15 protein-coding genes are annotated in these 16,238 nt (G+C 42.4%); 9 read left to right on the top strand and 6 right to left on the bottom strand.

Annotation, left to right across the window (positions count from 1 at the left end):
- Nucleotides 1-25: 25 nt before the first annotated feature.
- The 5 genes from ID165_RS11135 to ID165_RS11115 all read left to right on the top strand — a co-directional run bounded on the left by ID165_RS11135 (nt 26) and on the right by ID165_RS11115 (nt 6,330).
- Nucleotides 26-1,042 carry an NAD(P)-dependent oxidoreductase gene (locus ID165_RS11135; RefSeq protein WP_192350574.1) on the top strand — a complete coding sequence of 339 codons (1,017 nt, stop codon included), beginning with the start codon at nt 26-28 and terminating at the stop codon, nt 1,040-1,042.
- Nucleotides 1,042-2,106 (top strand): dihydrodipicolinate synthase family protein, encoded by a 1,065-nt coding sequence (locus ID165_RS11130; protein WP_192350573.1) that lies wholly within the window; start codon nt 1,042-1,044, stop codon nt 2,104-2,106. The genes ID165_RS11135 and ID165_RS11130 overlap by 1 nt, the downstream gene beginning before the upstream one ends.
- 4 nt (nt 2,107-2,110) lie before the next feature.
- A complete protein-coding gene (locus tag ID165_RS11125; protein ID WP_192350571.1) occupies nt 2,111-4,069 on the top strand; it encodes a hypothetical protein in 1,959 nt (652 codons plus the stop codon).
- 340 nt (nt 4,070-4,409) lie between these two features.
- A complete protein-coding gene (locus tag ID165_RS11120) occupies nt 4,410-5,396 on the top strand; it encodes a Gfo/Idh/MocA family protein (protein WP_192350569.1) in 987 nt (328 codons plus the stop codon).
- Between the two features lie 166 nt (nt 5,397-5,562).
- Complete coding sequence (locus ID165_RS11115) at nt 5,563-6,330, top strand: YoaK family protein (protein WP_192350567.1); 768 nt, start codon at nt 5,563-5,565, stop codon at nt 6,328-6,330.
- 68 nt (nt 6,331-6,398) lie between these two features.
- Here the strand turns inward: ID165_RS11115 and ID165_RS11110 are convergent, their stop codons facing one another.
- A complete protein-coding gene (locus tag ID165_RS11110) occupies nt 6,399-7,067 on the bottom strand; it encodes a YggS family pyridoxal phosphate-dependent enzyme (protein ID WP_192350565.1) in 669 nt (222 codons plus the stop codon).
- 47 nt (nt 7,068-7,114) lie between these two features.
- Between ID165_RS11110 and ID165_RS11105 the strand changes: the two genes are divergently transcribed.
- Both ID165_RS11105 and ID165_RS11100 read left to right on the top strand, forming a co-directional pair.
- A complete protein-coding gene (locus ID165_RS11105) occupies nt 7,115-8,665 on the top strand; it encodes a GH3 auxin-responsive promoter family protein (protein WP_192350562.1) in 1,551 nt (516 codons plus the stop codon).
- Entirely contained in the window at nt 8,662-9,285 is a 624-nt protein-coding gene (locus ID165_RS11100) for a LysE family translocator (protein ID WP_192350560.1), read from the top strand. Before ID165_RS11105 ends, ID165_RS11100 begins: the two co-directional genes overlap by 4 nt.
- Before the next feature lie 74 nt (nt 9,286-9,359).
- On the opposite strand, the gene ID165_RS11095 is transcribed toward ID165_RS11100, so the two are convergent.
- From ID165_RS11095 to ID165_RS11075, 5 genes are all read right to left on the bottom strand, one after another.
- A complete protein-coding gene (locus ID165_RS11095) occupies nt 9,360-10,883 on the bottom strand; it encodes a WG repeat-containing protein (protein WP_192350558.1) in 1,524 nt (507 codons plus the stop codon).
- 35 nt (nt 10,884-10,918) lie between these two features.
- The gene (locus tag ID165_RS11090; RefSeq protein ID WP_192350556.1) at nt 10,919-11,467 is read right to left on the bottom strand and encodes a hypothetical protein; all 549 of its coding nucleotides are present in this window, start codon (nt 11,465-11,467) and stop codon (nt 10,919-10,921) included.
- Nucleotides 11,468-11,682: 215 nt separating this feature from the next.
- On the bottom strand, nt 11,683-12,354 hold the full coding sequence (locus tag ID165_RS11085; protein WP_192350554.1) for an STING domain-containing protein: 672 nt from the start codon (nt 12,352-12,354) through the stop codon (nt 11,683-11,685).
- Nucleotides 12,355-12,448: 94 nt separating this feature from the next.
- Nucleotides 12,449-13,015 (bottom strand): hypothetical protein, encoded by a 567-nt coding sequence (locus ID165_RS11080; RefSeq protein ID WP_192350552.1) that lies wholly within the window; start codon nt 13,013-13,015, stop codon nt 12,449-12,451.
- A 109-nt stretch (nt 13,016-13,124) separates the two neighbouring features.
- A complete protein-coding gene (locus tag ID165_RS11075; RefSeq protein WP_192350550.1) occupies nt 13,125-13,523 on the bottom strand; it encodes a hypothetical protein in 399 nt (132 codons plus the stop codon).
- A 159-nt stretch (nt 13,524-13,682) separates the two neighbouring features.
- On the opposite strand from ID165_RS11075, the gene ID165_RS11070 reads away from it, so the two are divergent.
- Both ID165_RS11070 and ID165_RS11065 read left to right on the top strand, forming a co-directional pair.
- Complete coding sequence (locus ID165_RS11070) at nt 13,683-15,473, top strand: histidine kinase (RefSeq protein WP_192350548.1); 1,791 nt, start codon at nt 13,683-13,685, stop codon at nt 15,471-15,473.
- Nucleotides 15,474-15,481: 8 nt separating this feature from the next.
- Nucleotides 15,482-16,228 (top strand): LytTR family DNA-binding domain-containing protein, encoded by a 747-nt coding sequence (locus ID165_RS11065; RefSeq protein WP_192350546.1) that lies wholly within the window; start codon nt 15,482-15,484, stop codon nt 16,226-16,228.
- Nucleotides 16,229-16,238: the final 10 nt, after the last annotated feature.

The raw sequence follows: 16,238 nt of genomic DNA, 5'->3' as shown, positions 1-16,238 counted from the left end.
AATTTAGAACATATAATCGATAGCAATGACAAATTTAGAAGCATTAGAACAGGACTTGACAGTTCCATCGGAAGCTTTGATTGCGGATATGTCCCGAATAGACGGGGATATTATGCTGCTGGGTATAGGCGGAAAAATGGGGCCAAGCATGGGTAAGCTTGCAGTTGATTCCATTAAAGCCGCCGGGCTGTCCAAGCGGGTTTATGGGGTTTCAAGATTTTCGGATAGCAAGGCAAAGAGTGCCTTGGAAGAGGCGGGGGTAGAAACTATTGCCTGTGATCTCCTGAATGATACCGAACTGCAAAGTTTGCCTCAGGTAGCCAATGTTATATACCTGGCAGGAAATAAGTTCGGAACTACCGGGAATGAAGGGTTCACCTGGGCGATGAATACGTATTTGCCGGGTAGGGTTGCCGAGAAATTCAAAAATTCCAATCTAGTGGTGTTTTCCTCCGGAAATGTGTTGCCTTATGTTCCGGTGACTTCGGGAGGAGCGACGGAACAAACCGTACCAGAGCCCTTAGGGGAATATGCCCAATCCTGCTTGGGAAGGGAAAGAATATTTGAGTATTTCTCCAAAGCCAATCAAACGCCCATGCTTATTTACAGACTGAACTATGCCGTGGACTTCCGGTATGGAATTATGCTGGAACTGGCTAAATCAGTGCTGCATGAAAAGGAGATTGATTTAAGTACCGAAAATGTCAATGTGATCTGGCAGAAAGATGCCAATGAAATAGCCTTGCGGTCACTTCTTCATACAAGCTCACCGGCAAAATTGCTCAATGTCACCGGTCCGGAAATCTTATCCGTGCGCTGGATTGCCTCACAGTTTGGTACACTTTTCAACAAGAGTCCCAAATTCGTCAATGAGCCTGCGGGGACGGCCTTATTGAACAATGCCTCTGAATGCCACCGCCTTTTTGGATACCCCAAAGTGACTCCAAGGGAGATAATTGAAATAACCGCAACTTGGCTGTTGCAAGGTGGGGATGACTTCGGAAAACCCACCCATTTTCAAGAGAGAGGAGGGAAGTTTTGATGAGCAGACTTAAGCAAGCATTGAAGCAACACCTGGCGGCAGGAACCGTGATTCCGGCGCATCCCCTGGCCTTAAAAGAGGATAGGACTATAGATGAGAAAAGGCAAAGGCAACTTACCAGATACTATGCGGCCAGTGGAGCAGGCGGGGTTGCTGTTGGGGTGCATTCCACCCAATTTGAAATTCGGGAACCACAGCACAACCTATACGAAACGGTGTTGAAATGGGCATCCGAAGAGATTGCTTCTGCAGACTTGGAGCGTCCCTTTATTAAGATTGTCGGAATCTGTGGAGATACATCCCAGGCGGTTTCAGAAGCAACACTTGCGGTAAATTATGGGTATGATATGGGCTTGCTCAGCATGGGTGGATTACAGGGATGGACAGAGCAGGAAATATTGTCCCGGGTAAAGGAAGTGGCTGCTGTGATTCCGGTTTTCGGATTTTACCTTCAGCCCTCCGTAGGGGGTAGGATTTTTAGCTATGATTTCTGGAGACAGTTCGCTGAAATCGAAAATGTAGAAGCCATCAAATGTGCTTCTTTTAACCGCTACCAGACGCTGGACGTGATGCGTGCAGTCTGTACTAGTTCCCGTGTGGAGGAAATCGCCATGTACACGGGAAATGACGACAATATCGTGGCTGATCTACTTACGAACTATCGCTTTAATGTGGAAGGGAAGATCGTTGAGAAAGAGTTTGTCGGTGGATTATTGGGGCACTGGGCGGTATGGACACATAAGGCAGTACAGCTGCTGGAAGAAGTGAAGCACTGCAAGTCCCGGGGGACTGCCGGTGATTGGGCCAGACTCCTGTCCAAGGGCGTGGAAATCACAGATGTAAATGCGGCGATGTTTGACCCTGCGCATCTGTTTCATGGCTGCATTCCGGGAATGCACACGATGTTGAAAAATCAGGATTTGCTCGGAAGCATTCATTGTCTGAATCCAAACGAGGTGCTTTCAGAAGGGCAGCTGGAAGAAATACAACGCGTGTATCAGGATTATCCCGATCTGAACGATGATCTATTTGTCAGGGAGTTTTTAAAAAACGATAGAAGCTAAATACATGAAATCTCTTTTAAAACTTGCAGTAGGTATTATCTGTTTGATCAATTGCTCCAGTGGCTTTTCTCAGGTAGATACGGCACAATTCAAAAATCATGGCCCGCAATTGTTCGCTTCCATGATTCAGGGAAGTGCTTTCGTCGAGGATAAAAATGGTTCGGAGCTGATCTACACCGTGGTCAGGGGAGAACCGGCTCATCTGCTCGCTTATGATCTTGACACAAAATCCCTACAAGTGGATCTTCCACTTGGGGAAGCAGATGGGGTTTGGGATATGGCACAATCCTCAGATGGGACGCTTTATATCCCGGGAGCGGATGGGACGATGTTTTCCCATGTGCCCGGCACGCAGGAAGTAAAGGATCTGGGGACAGCGTTGGAGGGAGAAACATACCTTTGGAATATGACAGCGGGCAAGGATGGTGAGGTCTTCGGAGCCACATATCCAGGTTGTAGGGTATTTAGGTATCATCCTGTCGAAGGTTTTTCAGACGTGGGGAAAGGCCCATTGGTAGCAAGTGAAAACTATGTGCGCAGTATTGCTTACTATCCCAAAACAGAAATGATTTATGCCGGGGTGGGATCACGTGCTCATTTGATTGAAATCAATCCGAAGACAGGAGAAAAGCGGGAGCTTCTACCGGAAAAATACAAGAACTATGAATTCGTCTATGGACTGGAAGTGGTGCCGGGAATAGACGGGAACGACCGTCTGTTTATCTTGCTTACCAATGGCAGTGTGACTCTTGTTTATAATCTGAAGACAGGGGAATTCGAACAGGAAATAGAGAAAATGGATATGCGTTCCATCGTTGGGCTTCCCGGTGGAGACGGGGTTTTTTACACCTCAGGTTCTTCTCTGAAGAGATTTGATCCGGCCTATTCCGAATCAAGTTCGGAAGTCTTGGGAGAAGAAGTGGGGACGGCGAATGCCTTTAAGGTAGGAAAGGACGGGAGTATTTATTTATTGACTTCCAGGGCTAATTTGGTAAAATATGATCCGAACACCGGGCAAATCGAAAAAACCAAACTCAAGATTTCCAGACAGCCTATTCCCATCCAGTCATTACTTTATGGTCCCGATGGCAAAATTTGGTCAGGTGGCTATCTGGCCGGGGGAAATGCCACATTTGATCCCATGACGGGTGCACATGCCTTTTTGCCGGGATTGGATCAGACGGAAGGAATGTCTTTTCAGGGGGACAGGATTTTCTTTGGAGTTTATCCCAAAGGCAAATTTTATGTGTACGATACCAAGAGTCCTTGGGATCCAAAGCAAGGCAATCCGGAGAAACTCGGGCAAATCCCTGATCAAAGCAGAGCCTTTGCCCATGTAAGCCTCCCTGCAAAAAATAAGATGGTGTTTGGGATGATTCCGGAATACGGTAAATTGGGTGGAGCCCTGGTTACCTTTGACCTGATCAGCAATCAACTCCACAGTCATAATAGCCCTGTGGAGTCCCAGGCGATAGCAGGATTGTGCGATGCAGGGGAATACCTGTTAGTGGGTACCACCATTTCCGGGGGATTGGGTGTGAAACCTACTACAGAGGAAGCTGTACTGGCAGGTTGGGATCCGGAGACAGGGGAGACTCTCTTTCAGCTTGTTCCGGTACCGGGTGCTTCTGCATTGACCGGTTTAATAAAAGGCCCTGATGGAAATATCTGGGGAATGGGGGATGGTACGCTTTTCAGGTTTGATCCGATTCAAAAGAAAGTGGTAGATACACATCGCTTATATGATTTCCCGGAGTTTAAGAGCCATATCTGGAGAAGCGCTTTTTTGGTATTGCACCCGGATGGAAATATTTATGGAACGGACAATAAGATGTTGTTCAGGATTGATCCGCTGACATTGTCATTTACGGAACTTTCCAATGAAGCGGGCTTGCTGGTAATGGATAAGGCAGGGACATTATTCTTCAGAAGAGGGACGGATCTATGGTCTTTTAGGCCTTGAAATTTATAAGAGGCTGTCTCATAACTCATAATTGTCAGATTGAGTAGCTTGTCTCGCTGTAGCGGAAAGTCGAAATGGACTTAATTGGCCCATAAAAGGCTTCGACTTTCATGCCTTCGGCAGACTGGCTGCTCAGCCAGACAAGAAAACCTGCTTATGAGACAGCCACTTTTTCTGTATAGCCGCTTTCTACCAGTAAGGAAGCAAAAGCATCATAGGATTAGGGAAACACTAGGTCAAGGCTACTTCCGTCTTCGGTCTTCTGTCCAGTAAAGCAAAGAGAATATGGTTACTGGCATCATTGCGGATAATCACATAAACAATTTAGATAATAATCCACATGCATTTCTCCAGAAGGACATTCTTAAAAAAATCCGCTGTTTTGGGAGTTGGAGCGAGTATCAATTTCTCAGCAGCGCTTCCATTTGAAGAGAATCCCATCAGGATTGGTATCATAGGTCTGGACACTTCTCATGCAGTGGCTTTCACTAAATTATTTAATGCAACTACCCCAAAAAAAGAGTTTGAAGGATTTAGCGTGGTATCGGCATATCCCTTTGGCAGCAGGGATATCCCATCCAGTGCGGAAAGGATACCCGGTTATAGCGAGGCAGTTCGTGAGTGGGGTGTCACTATCGCCAATTCAATCGAGGAACTTCTCGAGGAAGTAGATGTGGTGTTGCTGGAAACAAACGATGGGACAATGCACTTAGAACAAGCAAGGAAAGTTTTCAAGGCAAAAAAACCTGTTTTTATTGATAAGCCCGTTGCTGCCCGTTATGATGATGTGAAGAAAATTTATGAAGAGGCAACTGATCAGGGAATTCCGATCTTTTCAGCATCCTCCCTGAGATATCAGAGTAATGTAAATGCAGTAAGAAATGAGGATAAAATCGGGACTGTATTAGGCTGTGATGCGTTCAGCCCTGCTGAAACGGAACCAAGCCACACTGATTTATTCTGGTATGGGATCCATGGAGTAGAAATTCTATTTTCCATAATGGGTGCAGGCTGCAAGTCGGTACAAAGGATAGCCTCACCGGAAGTGGATCTTGTGGTAGGAAAATGGCATGATGGGAGAATAGGCACGTTCAGGGGAATGCGTAATGGTATTCACGATTATGGAGGAACAGCCTTTGGAACTGAGGGGAATCTTAATCTGGGCTCATTTGATGGGTATGAAGGATTGGCCAAGGAAATAGCAAATTTTTTCAGGACAAAGATCTCCCCTGTGGATTATAAAGAAACTTTGGAGATTTATGCTTTTATGGAAGCTGCTGATTTGAGTAAGAGAAAAGAGGGAGTGGAGGTTTTGTGTAGGATATAGTGTGTTTTTCCAGAGCTTAAAGGCTTCACCTTGATCTTAAAATACTTTGTTATTTCGGGTTTAAGCATATTAATAGGTAAATTCGTGCCTGAAATGGACGATTTGTGAGACTCTATAATGAGGCAAATCAAAAACAATTTCAAGCGGAGTTAACCAATAAAAATGAATGTTTAGACACCAAGGTAAGAGCAGAACTTTTCAGCATAATCTTCATCTTGCTTCGGTGCTTTCTTTTGTGGCCGGAATAGTGAATGTTACCGGGTTTCTGGCATTTAAGCAACTGACTACGAATGTGACAGGGCATTTTGCACTCTTCATTAATGACTTTGCAAATCTTGAGTTTTGGAGAGGTACTATTTATTTTATTTACATATTCTCCTTTTTCTTTGGGTCCTTTTTTGCTAGTCTTTTGATCGAGAAATTCAGAGAAAACAAGAGGCTAAATGTCTATATTTTACCAGGGGTAATAGAATGCATACTCTTAATAGCAATTGCATTGTTTACGGATGTTGTTGAAGCAGAGCACCCTGATTTGATTGCATGTTTACTTCTTTTTGCCATGGGTATGCAAAACTCTTACGTAACTAAGATTTCAAATGCTATTGTGAGAACAACCCACTTAACGGGGCTTTTTACAGATTTGGGAATCGAAATTTCCCAGCTGTTCTTCCCAAAAGTGTACCCTAAGAAAGAGAGGCTAATCAAGACGATTAAGTTACGATTAGTTATCATCGCCTTCTTTTTTTCAGGTGGACTGGTAGGTGGATTTTTATATACTGAAGCTAAGTTGGGATTAAATACACTGCTTATAGCAGCGATGGTTTTACTGATTAGTTTGTTCTACGACGATTTCAGGTTTAACTATATTAAAGTTTTAAGAAAGTATAGCCAGAAGAGGAGCAAGTTGAAATCTAACTTACCCCTGACTGAATAAGTAGGGCATGCTGAAAAATGCCGGTAATAGATCAAAAGCTATCATTCGGACATCTCTTTACAAATCAATTAACTCCTTCCCCCGAAGATTGCCGAGCCAATCCTCACCATCGTACTCCCTTCTTCCTGAGCGATCAGGTAGTCTCCGCTCATTCCCATGGAGATTTCTTCGAGTTGTGCGAAAGAGGGTAGTTGAAGGCTTTTTAATTCCTCGAAAAGAGCCTTGAGACTTCTGAATTCCTTTCTTACCTGATTTTCGTTCTCAGTGAAGGTCGCCATTCCCATCAGCCCTTTAATTACTATATGAGAAAGGTCTGTAAAATCCGGATCGGAAAGCATTTTATCCAATTCTTCCCTGTCAAAACCGAATTTGGTCTCTTCTTCAGCAATATGAATCTGTAGGAGGACATTTAGCTTTCTGTCTATTTTTTTTCCTTGCTTATTGATTTCCCTAAGAAGTTTGAAGGAATCCACGCCATGAATCAGATGTACGAAAGGTGCAATAAATTTAACTTTGTTGCTTTGGAGGTGTCCGATCATATGCCACCGGACATCGTTTGGCATTTCGTGTTGTTTGGACTGAAGTTCCTGCACTTTATTCTCTCCAAAATCCCGAATTCCAGCTGAATAAGCAGTTTTTAGATCATCGAGAGGTTTGGTTTTGCTTACTGCTACCAGTAGGCATTCTTTATTTTTGAATGTTTTTTTTACCGCTTCAAGGTTGGCTTTGATGTCCATTTTCTATTTTTATACTTTACATTTTTCAAAAGGCCCAAAACAAAGATATGGCGATCATTAGTACTTTGCTAAAAAAAGGCATTCGCCTAAGAGAGAGCATAGAGCAAGAATACTCTCATCCACTGGAACTCCAACGTCAGGAATTGAAGAAATTGCTGATTCAGGCGAAAGATACCGAGATTGGCGAGAAGTATGATTTTGCTAAAATCCTGAATGGCTTCCGTTGGGGTGAGAATGAATTCTATGAGCGATACAAATCTCAGGTGCCTATATATGATTATAACCGCATTCATGATGAGTGGTGGTACAAATTACTCGAAGGGAAATCAAATGTCACTTGGCCCGGTCCTGTGAGACATTTTGCACTGAGCAGCGGGACATCAGGAGCCACTTCCAAATTCATTCCGATTACCAAGGATATGGTGAAAGCTATCCGTAGGACCGGCGTTCGTCAGATTCTATCCCTTTCCAAATATGACCTGCCCGCTTCTCTTTTGACCAAGGGCATACTGATGCTGGGCGGAAGTACGGATTTGGAGTTTAACGGTACCTATTTCTCCGGAGATCTGAGTGGGATTACCACAGGAAGACTGCCTATTTGGTTCCAGCGGTTCTATAAGCCGGGTAAGAAAATTGCGCGTAGCAAAAATTGGGGAGATAAATTGGATCAGATAGTAGATAAAGCAGCATCTTGGGACATCGGTATTATTGTAGGCGTGCCTGCTTGGCTGCAGATACTGATAGAGAAGATAATTGAACGGTACCAACTCCATAATATCCATGAGATCTGGCCAAATCTTCAGATTTTTGTGCATGGTGGGGTATCTTTTGAGCCGTACAAGAAAGGTTTTGAGAGGCTTCTGGGAAGGCCCTTGTTGTACTTGGAGACTTATTTGGCTTCAGAAGGATTTTTGGCCTTTCAGGCGCTACCAAATCGAAAATCCATGCGCTTAGTTCTTAATAATGGAATCTTTCATGAGTTTGTGCCTTTTAATGATGAGAATTTTGATGAAGACGGAAATCTTCGGGATGAGGTAAAATCCTTAAAAATCGATGAAATAGAAGAGGGAAAAGATTATGCGTTGCTGATCAGTACTTGCGCAGGAGCTTGGCGGTATCTTATTGGAGATGTTGTCCGTTTTGTTTCCAAGGAAGAGTCGGAAATAATTATCACCGGCAGGACCAAGCATTTTTTAAGTCTTTGTGGAGAACATCTTTCGGTGGACAATATGAACAAGGCGATTGAACTTACCGCCGAGGAGCATGATATGAATATCCGTGAGTTTACCGTTTTGGGAGTCCCTCACGGAAGCCTTTTTGCCCATCATTGGTTTATCGGTTCGGGCGATACTGTCAAAACCTCAGTGCTGAAGAAAACTATAGACAAATATCTCAAAGTGCTGAATGATGACTATGCAGTGGAAAGAAATCATGCTTTAAAGAAAGTCAAAGTCACAATGTTGCCGTCATCTCTTTTCTACGATTGGCTGAAAGAGCAGGGCAAAGAAGGGGGGCAAAACAAATTTCCACGAGTGCTGAAAGGAGAAAAGGCCGCAAGCTGGCAGACATTTCTCGCCAAAAATAACATAGAGCTGTGAATCAAGCTTTGCTGGAAGGGGTCAGCATGGGGCTTTTGCTGTCAGCAATGATCGGTCCTGTGTTTTTTACATTGATCCAAAGTAGTTTGGAAAACGGCTTCCGATATGCCACCATGGTTGCTTTGGGTATTCTATGCAGCGATACACTTTACGTAGTACTTACTTTTTTCGGGATAAAATTTCTGGCTACCGCAACTTACTTTGAATCAGTTTTGGGGTATGTGGGGGGAGCTATTTTAATAGGGTTTGGCATTAGTTATTTGGTAAAAAGACAAACTGCCAAACCTGAACTAAGTGTGGAAGAAGTACGGAGAGCCAAGAAAAGGAGTGCTTTCTTCAAAGGATTCAGTATCAATGGAATTAATCCCTTTGTGCTGCTTTTTTGGATTTCCATTGCCAGCCTGGTGCATCTGAAGGAATCATTCGGTTCACTGGATGTGTGGCTTTATTTTACGGGGATCCTTCTCACGGTTTTCTCTATAGATTTGACAAAAGCCTACATAGCTAAGAGACTGTCCCATTTTGTCACTCCGAAGTTTATGTTTTGGCTCAACAAGACAGTGGGAGTGGCAATGATAGGTTTTGGGATTCGGCTGATTTGGTTTGCTTTTGGGAAATAGCGGATTCTGGTGTTAAAGCAGATCACTCAAGATCTCTAATATGTATTTTACGTTGATTCAGACAACTCAGTTGACTACCATTTACTTCCTGTGACCTGTAAAATTACCCACTCACCATTTTCGTTTATATAGCCTTTGGTGGTCTCTATCATGTTGGAACCTCCTTTTTTCACAACCGTATCTACTTCAGCATAGGCCAATTTTGAAACGGGATCAAAAAACCCGATTCTTGAGAAAGCGGGAAGCACCACTGTTTTTGTCTTAAGGTTTATAAACCCCATCCTAAATTCCTTGCCACGAAGAATACCCTGATGGTTCATATCATTGTTGGAAAAATAAATTTTAGGATTGGTTTCGCCCACCACGGTAAAAAAAAACTTGCCGGAGTAGGAACCGCCGTTCGATTTACGGTAAGATGCCCCGTGAAAATTCGATATGCCTGTAATGCCGTATTTGGTAAAAAAATCGGCTTTAGACATGATATTAAATAAACTGTCCATCACATAGGCACCATTGCTTGGGGTGGTTAATCCGTAGCTTTGAAAGGTTTCAAATTCGGAATTGCCAAGCTCTCTTATATCTGCTATAGTCTGTTTGAATACAATTTCGCCTTTTTTGTTGATGAAGGCATACTGAAACTCACTAACATCTTTGGGTTTTACTTTAGCAAATCCGGAAGCAAATCCGGAAGGCCTTATTGAAAATATAAGCGGAATTGCCAATTCCCCCTTCTCATTAATGTAGCCGTATTTTTTTATCCCAAACTGGTCTTGCTGGCCCACTACTGCCATCCCGTCAAAGAATGGTTCGGCTTCGTCGAAAACTGCTTCGGTCAACTTTTCCCCCGATAGCTTCATATAGCCGAGCTTCCAACCGTCTTTGTATTCGGAGTAAACTCCTATGCCATTGTTTATTTTCCCCAGCTCCTGATCACGAATGTATGTTTTCCCCGTATTGGTAATGTAATAATACTGCATGGGGTGTCTGTTCTGCCTGTTGCGAGGCTGGTCGTACAAGGTTTTTACCCCTTCAAGTAAAGCGTGTTGGTTGTTAAGACTTATTAAGATTTCCTTGGTTTCCTGTGATGCGGCGAGTTCCCGGCCTTCGGCATTCATGAAGGATTTAAAGCCTTCTTGCACATCTTTTGAATATTGAAAAATGCCGTTGGCATATACTTCGTTTTCCTGAAACACATAGGTGTTGTTAATATCATAAAACCGATAGGTATTATATGGGATTACAAATTGTCCATCCGCGTTTATCATTGCGCTGGCAGTGCCTTTGTGTATTATGGCTTTTCCGTTGTTGAAATGCCCAAACCTGTCAGCATCCAATTGCACTGCATTTGCTGCAATTCTACCTCCCCGAAGATGTAAAACGTCTATATTTTTCGGCTGATTTACTACGTTTCCTGTTTGATCTTTCGATTCATCTTCGGCATTGGGTTTTTTCTTGAAAACGTTTTTCAAGGCATTGAAATCTTCTTTTAGCTGTTCTGCCGATTCCTTTACCGTTTGTTGCTTTTGGGTAGTCTGCGCTGTGGCATGAGTGTCACAGGCGAAAAGGCATAGTATTATTAAGGCTTTTAGTGGTTTCATTGTTTGTAACTTTTTTTGTTTTCAATTAGTTACACTTATGGTGTTGGTACTTTAAATTCTCCATCGGAGATCAAAACAGAATCCCTTACTATTGGAATAGCTCCGCTTACATCAATATCCAATAAGGTTCCCGAAAAAGATCCGCTAATATAGCTTTCTGTTATTTCTTGAATGCGGATCGTTGCTTTGCCATAATTTCTACTGCTATAGTACCATGTCCCGTTTTCGTCCCAATACTGTAAAATCAATGCCCCCAAAATTGAAACGGGAGTACTTTCCGTATAATCGTATTGTGTTTGACATTCATCCCAAGTACCCATTGCTAAACTCCAAGAATTTATAGATGTTGAATTTGATTGTTTTCTGGACACAACAATTAACTCATGTCCATAACCTTCTTTATAAATGTATGTAGCTTGTTGGCTATATTGGCTATATGGGTAATCCACCAACGTACTGTTCTCCTTAAACCGAAAATAGTAGTCAGAATCTAACTCAGGATTTTGATCGTTATCTTCGTTAGAGCAGCCTGTAAACAAGAGGATTGCCACTAAGAATGTATATATATATGCGTATTTTTTCATGACTTTGTGGTTTTATCTTTTTAATAGTGTTAATTGGATTAGGCCAAATACATATTATTTATATCCGGTTTTCTGCCAACAAAGCAGTAAATGTATTATTGGATTCAGAAAACACTTCCATTGAGGTCGAATCGGTCACCCGCCTTCGATTTTTCGTCAGATAAAGCAGAGAGAATATAGCTATTGGCATCATTGCGGATAATCATAATATATATCTAAACATCAACAAATTGTAGTCGATCTTCTGCTATTTCATTGGCATACTCTATTCGTAACTGGTTGATTTTCTGTCTAAAGTATTCATATATTTTTTCTGAATTTTCTTCTGCTTTTTTGCTGTCTCCAAAATCGTCTTTCAGGTATTTGGAAAGAGAAAATAAAGTTCTTGGATATTCATATATCAGTAAACTGTCATGGTCTATATTGGCACGTAACCAAAATGGTTCACTTTGTGATTTTTCCCTGACATAAATTATCTCTGCGTTTTGTTCTACCTTATTACAGTAGGTGCATAATGAAGAAAAATTTCTTGGCATTCCAATTTCGACCTTGATCTTATCGGAAGTGAATGATTTCAAAGAATTATCCGGAAAAGAAAAATCAATGGGGATTTTGGATTTTACCAATTTCCCAAGTCTGCCTGAAAAATGGTTAAAATAACCTACTGCTAAAATTTCAGCCAGAGACTTTTTAAATATTTTCACATTTTCTCTATAAAATAAAACCGCTAAAGCTAAGGACAGGACTAAACCAACTCCAAGTGAAAACCAAAGGTTTTTGAAAATCGTATTATCGGTACCTTTTAAATATTCGAGATAGGTGCCGACTGTCGGGATGACTGAATAAAACATGTCCTTTACCGGAAGGAATTTCAGGCTAAAATTCATCTTGAATGAGTTTGTGGGGAAAACATCCGATAGCTCTGTCTATCAAGGCAAAAAACAACAGCTTCATCCATTTTACTTATCCTGTAGTAGTGTGTTATTGGAGTTTTAATGCCAGCCCTACATTAAGATAAGCCACGCCATAACCGATTTCCGCAAACGCTCCCAGATTTTCGGTAAAATAGTAGCGACTTCCCAGATAGAGGCTCAGCCCTCCTGTATTGTTGTAGCTGTCCCTGCCCGTCGAACTTCCATTGCTGTCCGAATAGGAATAGTTGAGCAGGTAGTAGCCCAGCATCAGTCCGCCATACAAATCGAGCTTGTCCACGTTGTGGCCGTTCCAGTGATAAGCACTACGTACACCGAGCAGGATATAATCCCATTTCTGTTCATAACTGTATGATGATGAGGAATAATCGTATGTAAAGGCTTTATAGCCGATGTAGCCGCCCAAACTGATTACCCCCTGTCCTCCTATATCCCACACCCCCTGTTCATACTGGGCACTTAGGGCGGGCATCTGGCCGGAAGTGCTAAAGCTTCCGATACTGCTTCCAATGCCAATACCGAAGGACATTACCTTGTCTCCTTTTTCAAATTCCTGCCCAAATACCAAGAGAGGCGACAGTGCAAAAAGTGTAATAAAAAGCTTTAGAGATTTCATAATAGCTGTTTGTTTAGGATTTTGTTGTTTTCGTTTTCGAACGTTGAGTTATACTGTCTTTCTTTAATGTATCAAAAGCCGACGAGGCACACCGGAAATGCAGCCAGTATTACTTATTGGATATTATCTTGAGGTACAAAAGTATTTTCAGTGTGATTTGTGCCAATTCCCGGGCTAAGCCGAGCGCAAGGGGCAGGAAATAGGTAATGGATATCACTCCCAAAAAGCCGGCAAAGCCGCCGGTGAAAGAATTCATTCCTGCTCCTATAGCCATTAGCAGCCCGGTGGGGTACACTAAGGCGACCAGTGCATCAAAGATGCGTACATACCACGTATAGAGTGGGAAATCCGGCGACAGTTCCGATTCTTCCGTGCCGGTACTGCCCGAATCGGATAGCACCTTTAAAGAATTGTAGTAGATTTTTAGCGGAAGTGTGAACGGCTTAACAATGAGGAGATCCAACACCTTCAGCATTACTTTGCCAAAATCAATATTTTTAAAATCCATCGTGTGCTTTGTTGAATGAGCTACTTACAATGAAAATTACATGACTCACCCCACTTGAAAAACCTTAACTGATTTCCTGTCAGGCCTGATTTATTTTTTGTTGGGAACCAGTTTTTTTTTGTGAAAAGATATATCTTCACACTAGACCAACTTTAGGTTATGAAAGCAGGTTATGTATTTTTTTTTCTTCTGGTTACCTGCTTTTCTGTAAGTGGCCAAGAGTTTCAGGGAAGTGTTGATTCCTTGTCCATGCACATAACTTCAATGCCCGAACGGGATACGGCTACCATTAACTTGAGGAATGACTATGTCAAGCAAGCCCTGTTTGCCAATCCTGCTGACAGTACCTTGACGGGTTATGCCCGACAAACTGCCATGATTTCGGAAGAAATAGGATATAGCAAAGGTCTTCTTCTGGCATATGAACGTTTAGGGCTCATCAGCCAATATTCGCTTTCCAATCCATTTAGAGCGTTGGATTACTATCACCAGGCACTTGCTGTTGTAGAAAGCAACCGGGGTTTTGATTTTTATAAATGGGAGATTCTGGGCAATATAGCTACCATTTATTATGAGCAGGAGGAATATGAAGAAGCGCTAAAGCTCTTCAAAGAGGTAGCGATGCACAGCAAAGCGTCTGAATTACCGGCTATTTTGAATATGGCCAATATTTTCGGAGCTACCGGAAAAGCAGATTCTGCCATATTTTACTATCAAAAGGCTTTGAAATATAGTGGGATAAAGGAAAACCCTACCCAAAAAGCAAACCTGTACAGTAATCTATCCTTGATGTACACAGAGACAGGAAGGACACAAGACGCTGTAACTGCGGTAGAGGAGAGTCTGTCATTGATAGAAGCGCACGGAATAGCGTTTGTCCGACCCAGTGCGTATGCCAATGCGGCTATGGCATATCTGGGGGCAGGCGATTACCAAAAAGCAGAACGTTTTGCGGAGGAGTCGTTAAAACTCAGTGAAAATCAAGGTAATCTTTTTCTGCAAAAATCAGCATGGGGAACATTGTCGGACGTCTTTGCCGCAACCGGTGACTACCGGAGCGGCTTAGAAGCCTATGTGAAATTCGCAACACTAAAAGACAGTCTGAACAATCAGAACCGAAGAGTGGAAATCAACCGCAAACAGATGGCTTTTGATTTCGAAAAAGAACGTGCACTGACACAAGCCGAGCTAAATAGACAAACCATTATCAAAAGAGCATCCATGATGGGCGGGGCAGGGGTGGTTTTGGTTTTGGTAGGTGGTTTTATACTGTATAAACGGAGATGGGATGCATTGACCCAAAAGAAGGAAGCAGAATTCAAGGCTTTGGTTTCCGATACCGAATTAAAGGCACTTCGCTCACAGATGAATCCGCACTTTATTTTCAACTCACTGAATTCAATCGGAGACTACATTTTGAAAAATGACAATAATTCTGCCCAAGATTATCTTACAAAATTTGCCAAGCTAATGCGTACCGTTCTTGAAAACTCCGAGCATAGGGAAATTCCTCTGAGTGAAGATTTGAAATTCATCGAATTGTACCTGCAAGTTGAGACCAAAAGGTTGCCCGGCAAATTTTCATATACCATACATATAGAAAATGGTTTGGATGCAGAAAACATACTTGTGCCCCCACTCATCCTACAGCCTTTCATAGAAAACAGTATTTGGCACGGATTTAAAGACAAGAAAAACCAAGGTCACATTTCCATAGATTTCAAGAGAAAAGGCGAAACCCTCCTGTGCAGTGTAGATGACAACGGTACAGGAAGAAGTATCAATTCCTCTGGTTCAACCAAAAAATCGTTGGGCGTTGCCATTACGGAGAATCGTATAAGAATCCTCAATAAGCAGAACGATGCCAATGGAAGACTTAGGATCGTTGATAAACCGGAGAATACAGGCACAAGAGTTGAACTCAGCCTCCCGTTGCAAACAGCCTTTTAAATCCATCGATGATTACAATAGCGATAATAGACGACGAACAACATTGTATCGACCGTGTGACGGCTTTTTTGGAACCTTACGGCAACCAAATAAGGCGGTTATGTTTCTATACAGCCGACGAAGCTGTAAAGGGAATTGATAGCCTGTGTCCCGATATAGTGTTTTTGGATGTACAGTTGTATGACAAGACGGGTTTTGATGTCCTTTCTGCTATCTCTTTTACGGATTTCTGCCTTATCTTTACCACAGCCTACGAGCAATATGCTATCGATGCCTTTAAATTTTCTGCCATAGATTATTTGCTCAAGCCGATTGACAGGGAAGATTTTGACAAAGCCATGCGGAAGGCTATCAAGAAGGTAGAACAAGCACAGCTCAATGAAAGGATCAACGTCTTGCTGGGCCATCTTTCGCCTGCAAATATTCCCAAGAAGATCGGCATTCCGTCGAGAGAGGGGTTTAGTTTCTTAGACATATCGGAAATTGTCAGATGTGAAGCCAATGTAAATTACACAGAGCTTTTCACCAAGGATGGGAAGAAACATACTGTTTCCAAGACACTGAAACATTTTGAAGAAATTTTAACCACTTATGGCTTTTTTAGGATACATAATTCTCATCTTATCAATTTAAGTTATGTCAAGGGCTATGCAAAAAGCGGATATGTAACCCTCATCGATAATTTGAAATTGGAAATTTCTGTCCGTAGAAAGGATGCTTTTATAAAAGCGTGTAATGGGTTTTTGAGCATTTGATCAAGTTGGA

Source organism: Algoriphagus sp. Y33, from assembly GCF_014838715.1.
Classification (GTDB): Bacteria; Bacteroidota; Bacteroidia; order Cytophagales; family Cyclobacteriaceae; genus Algoriphagus.
The sequence above is the reverse complement of the archived record's forward strand: the minus strand, read 5'-3'. Positions and strand labels throughout refer to the sequence as shown.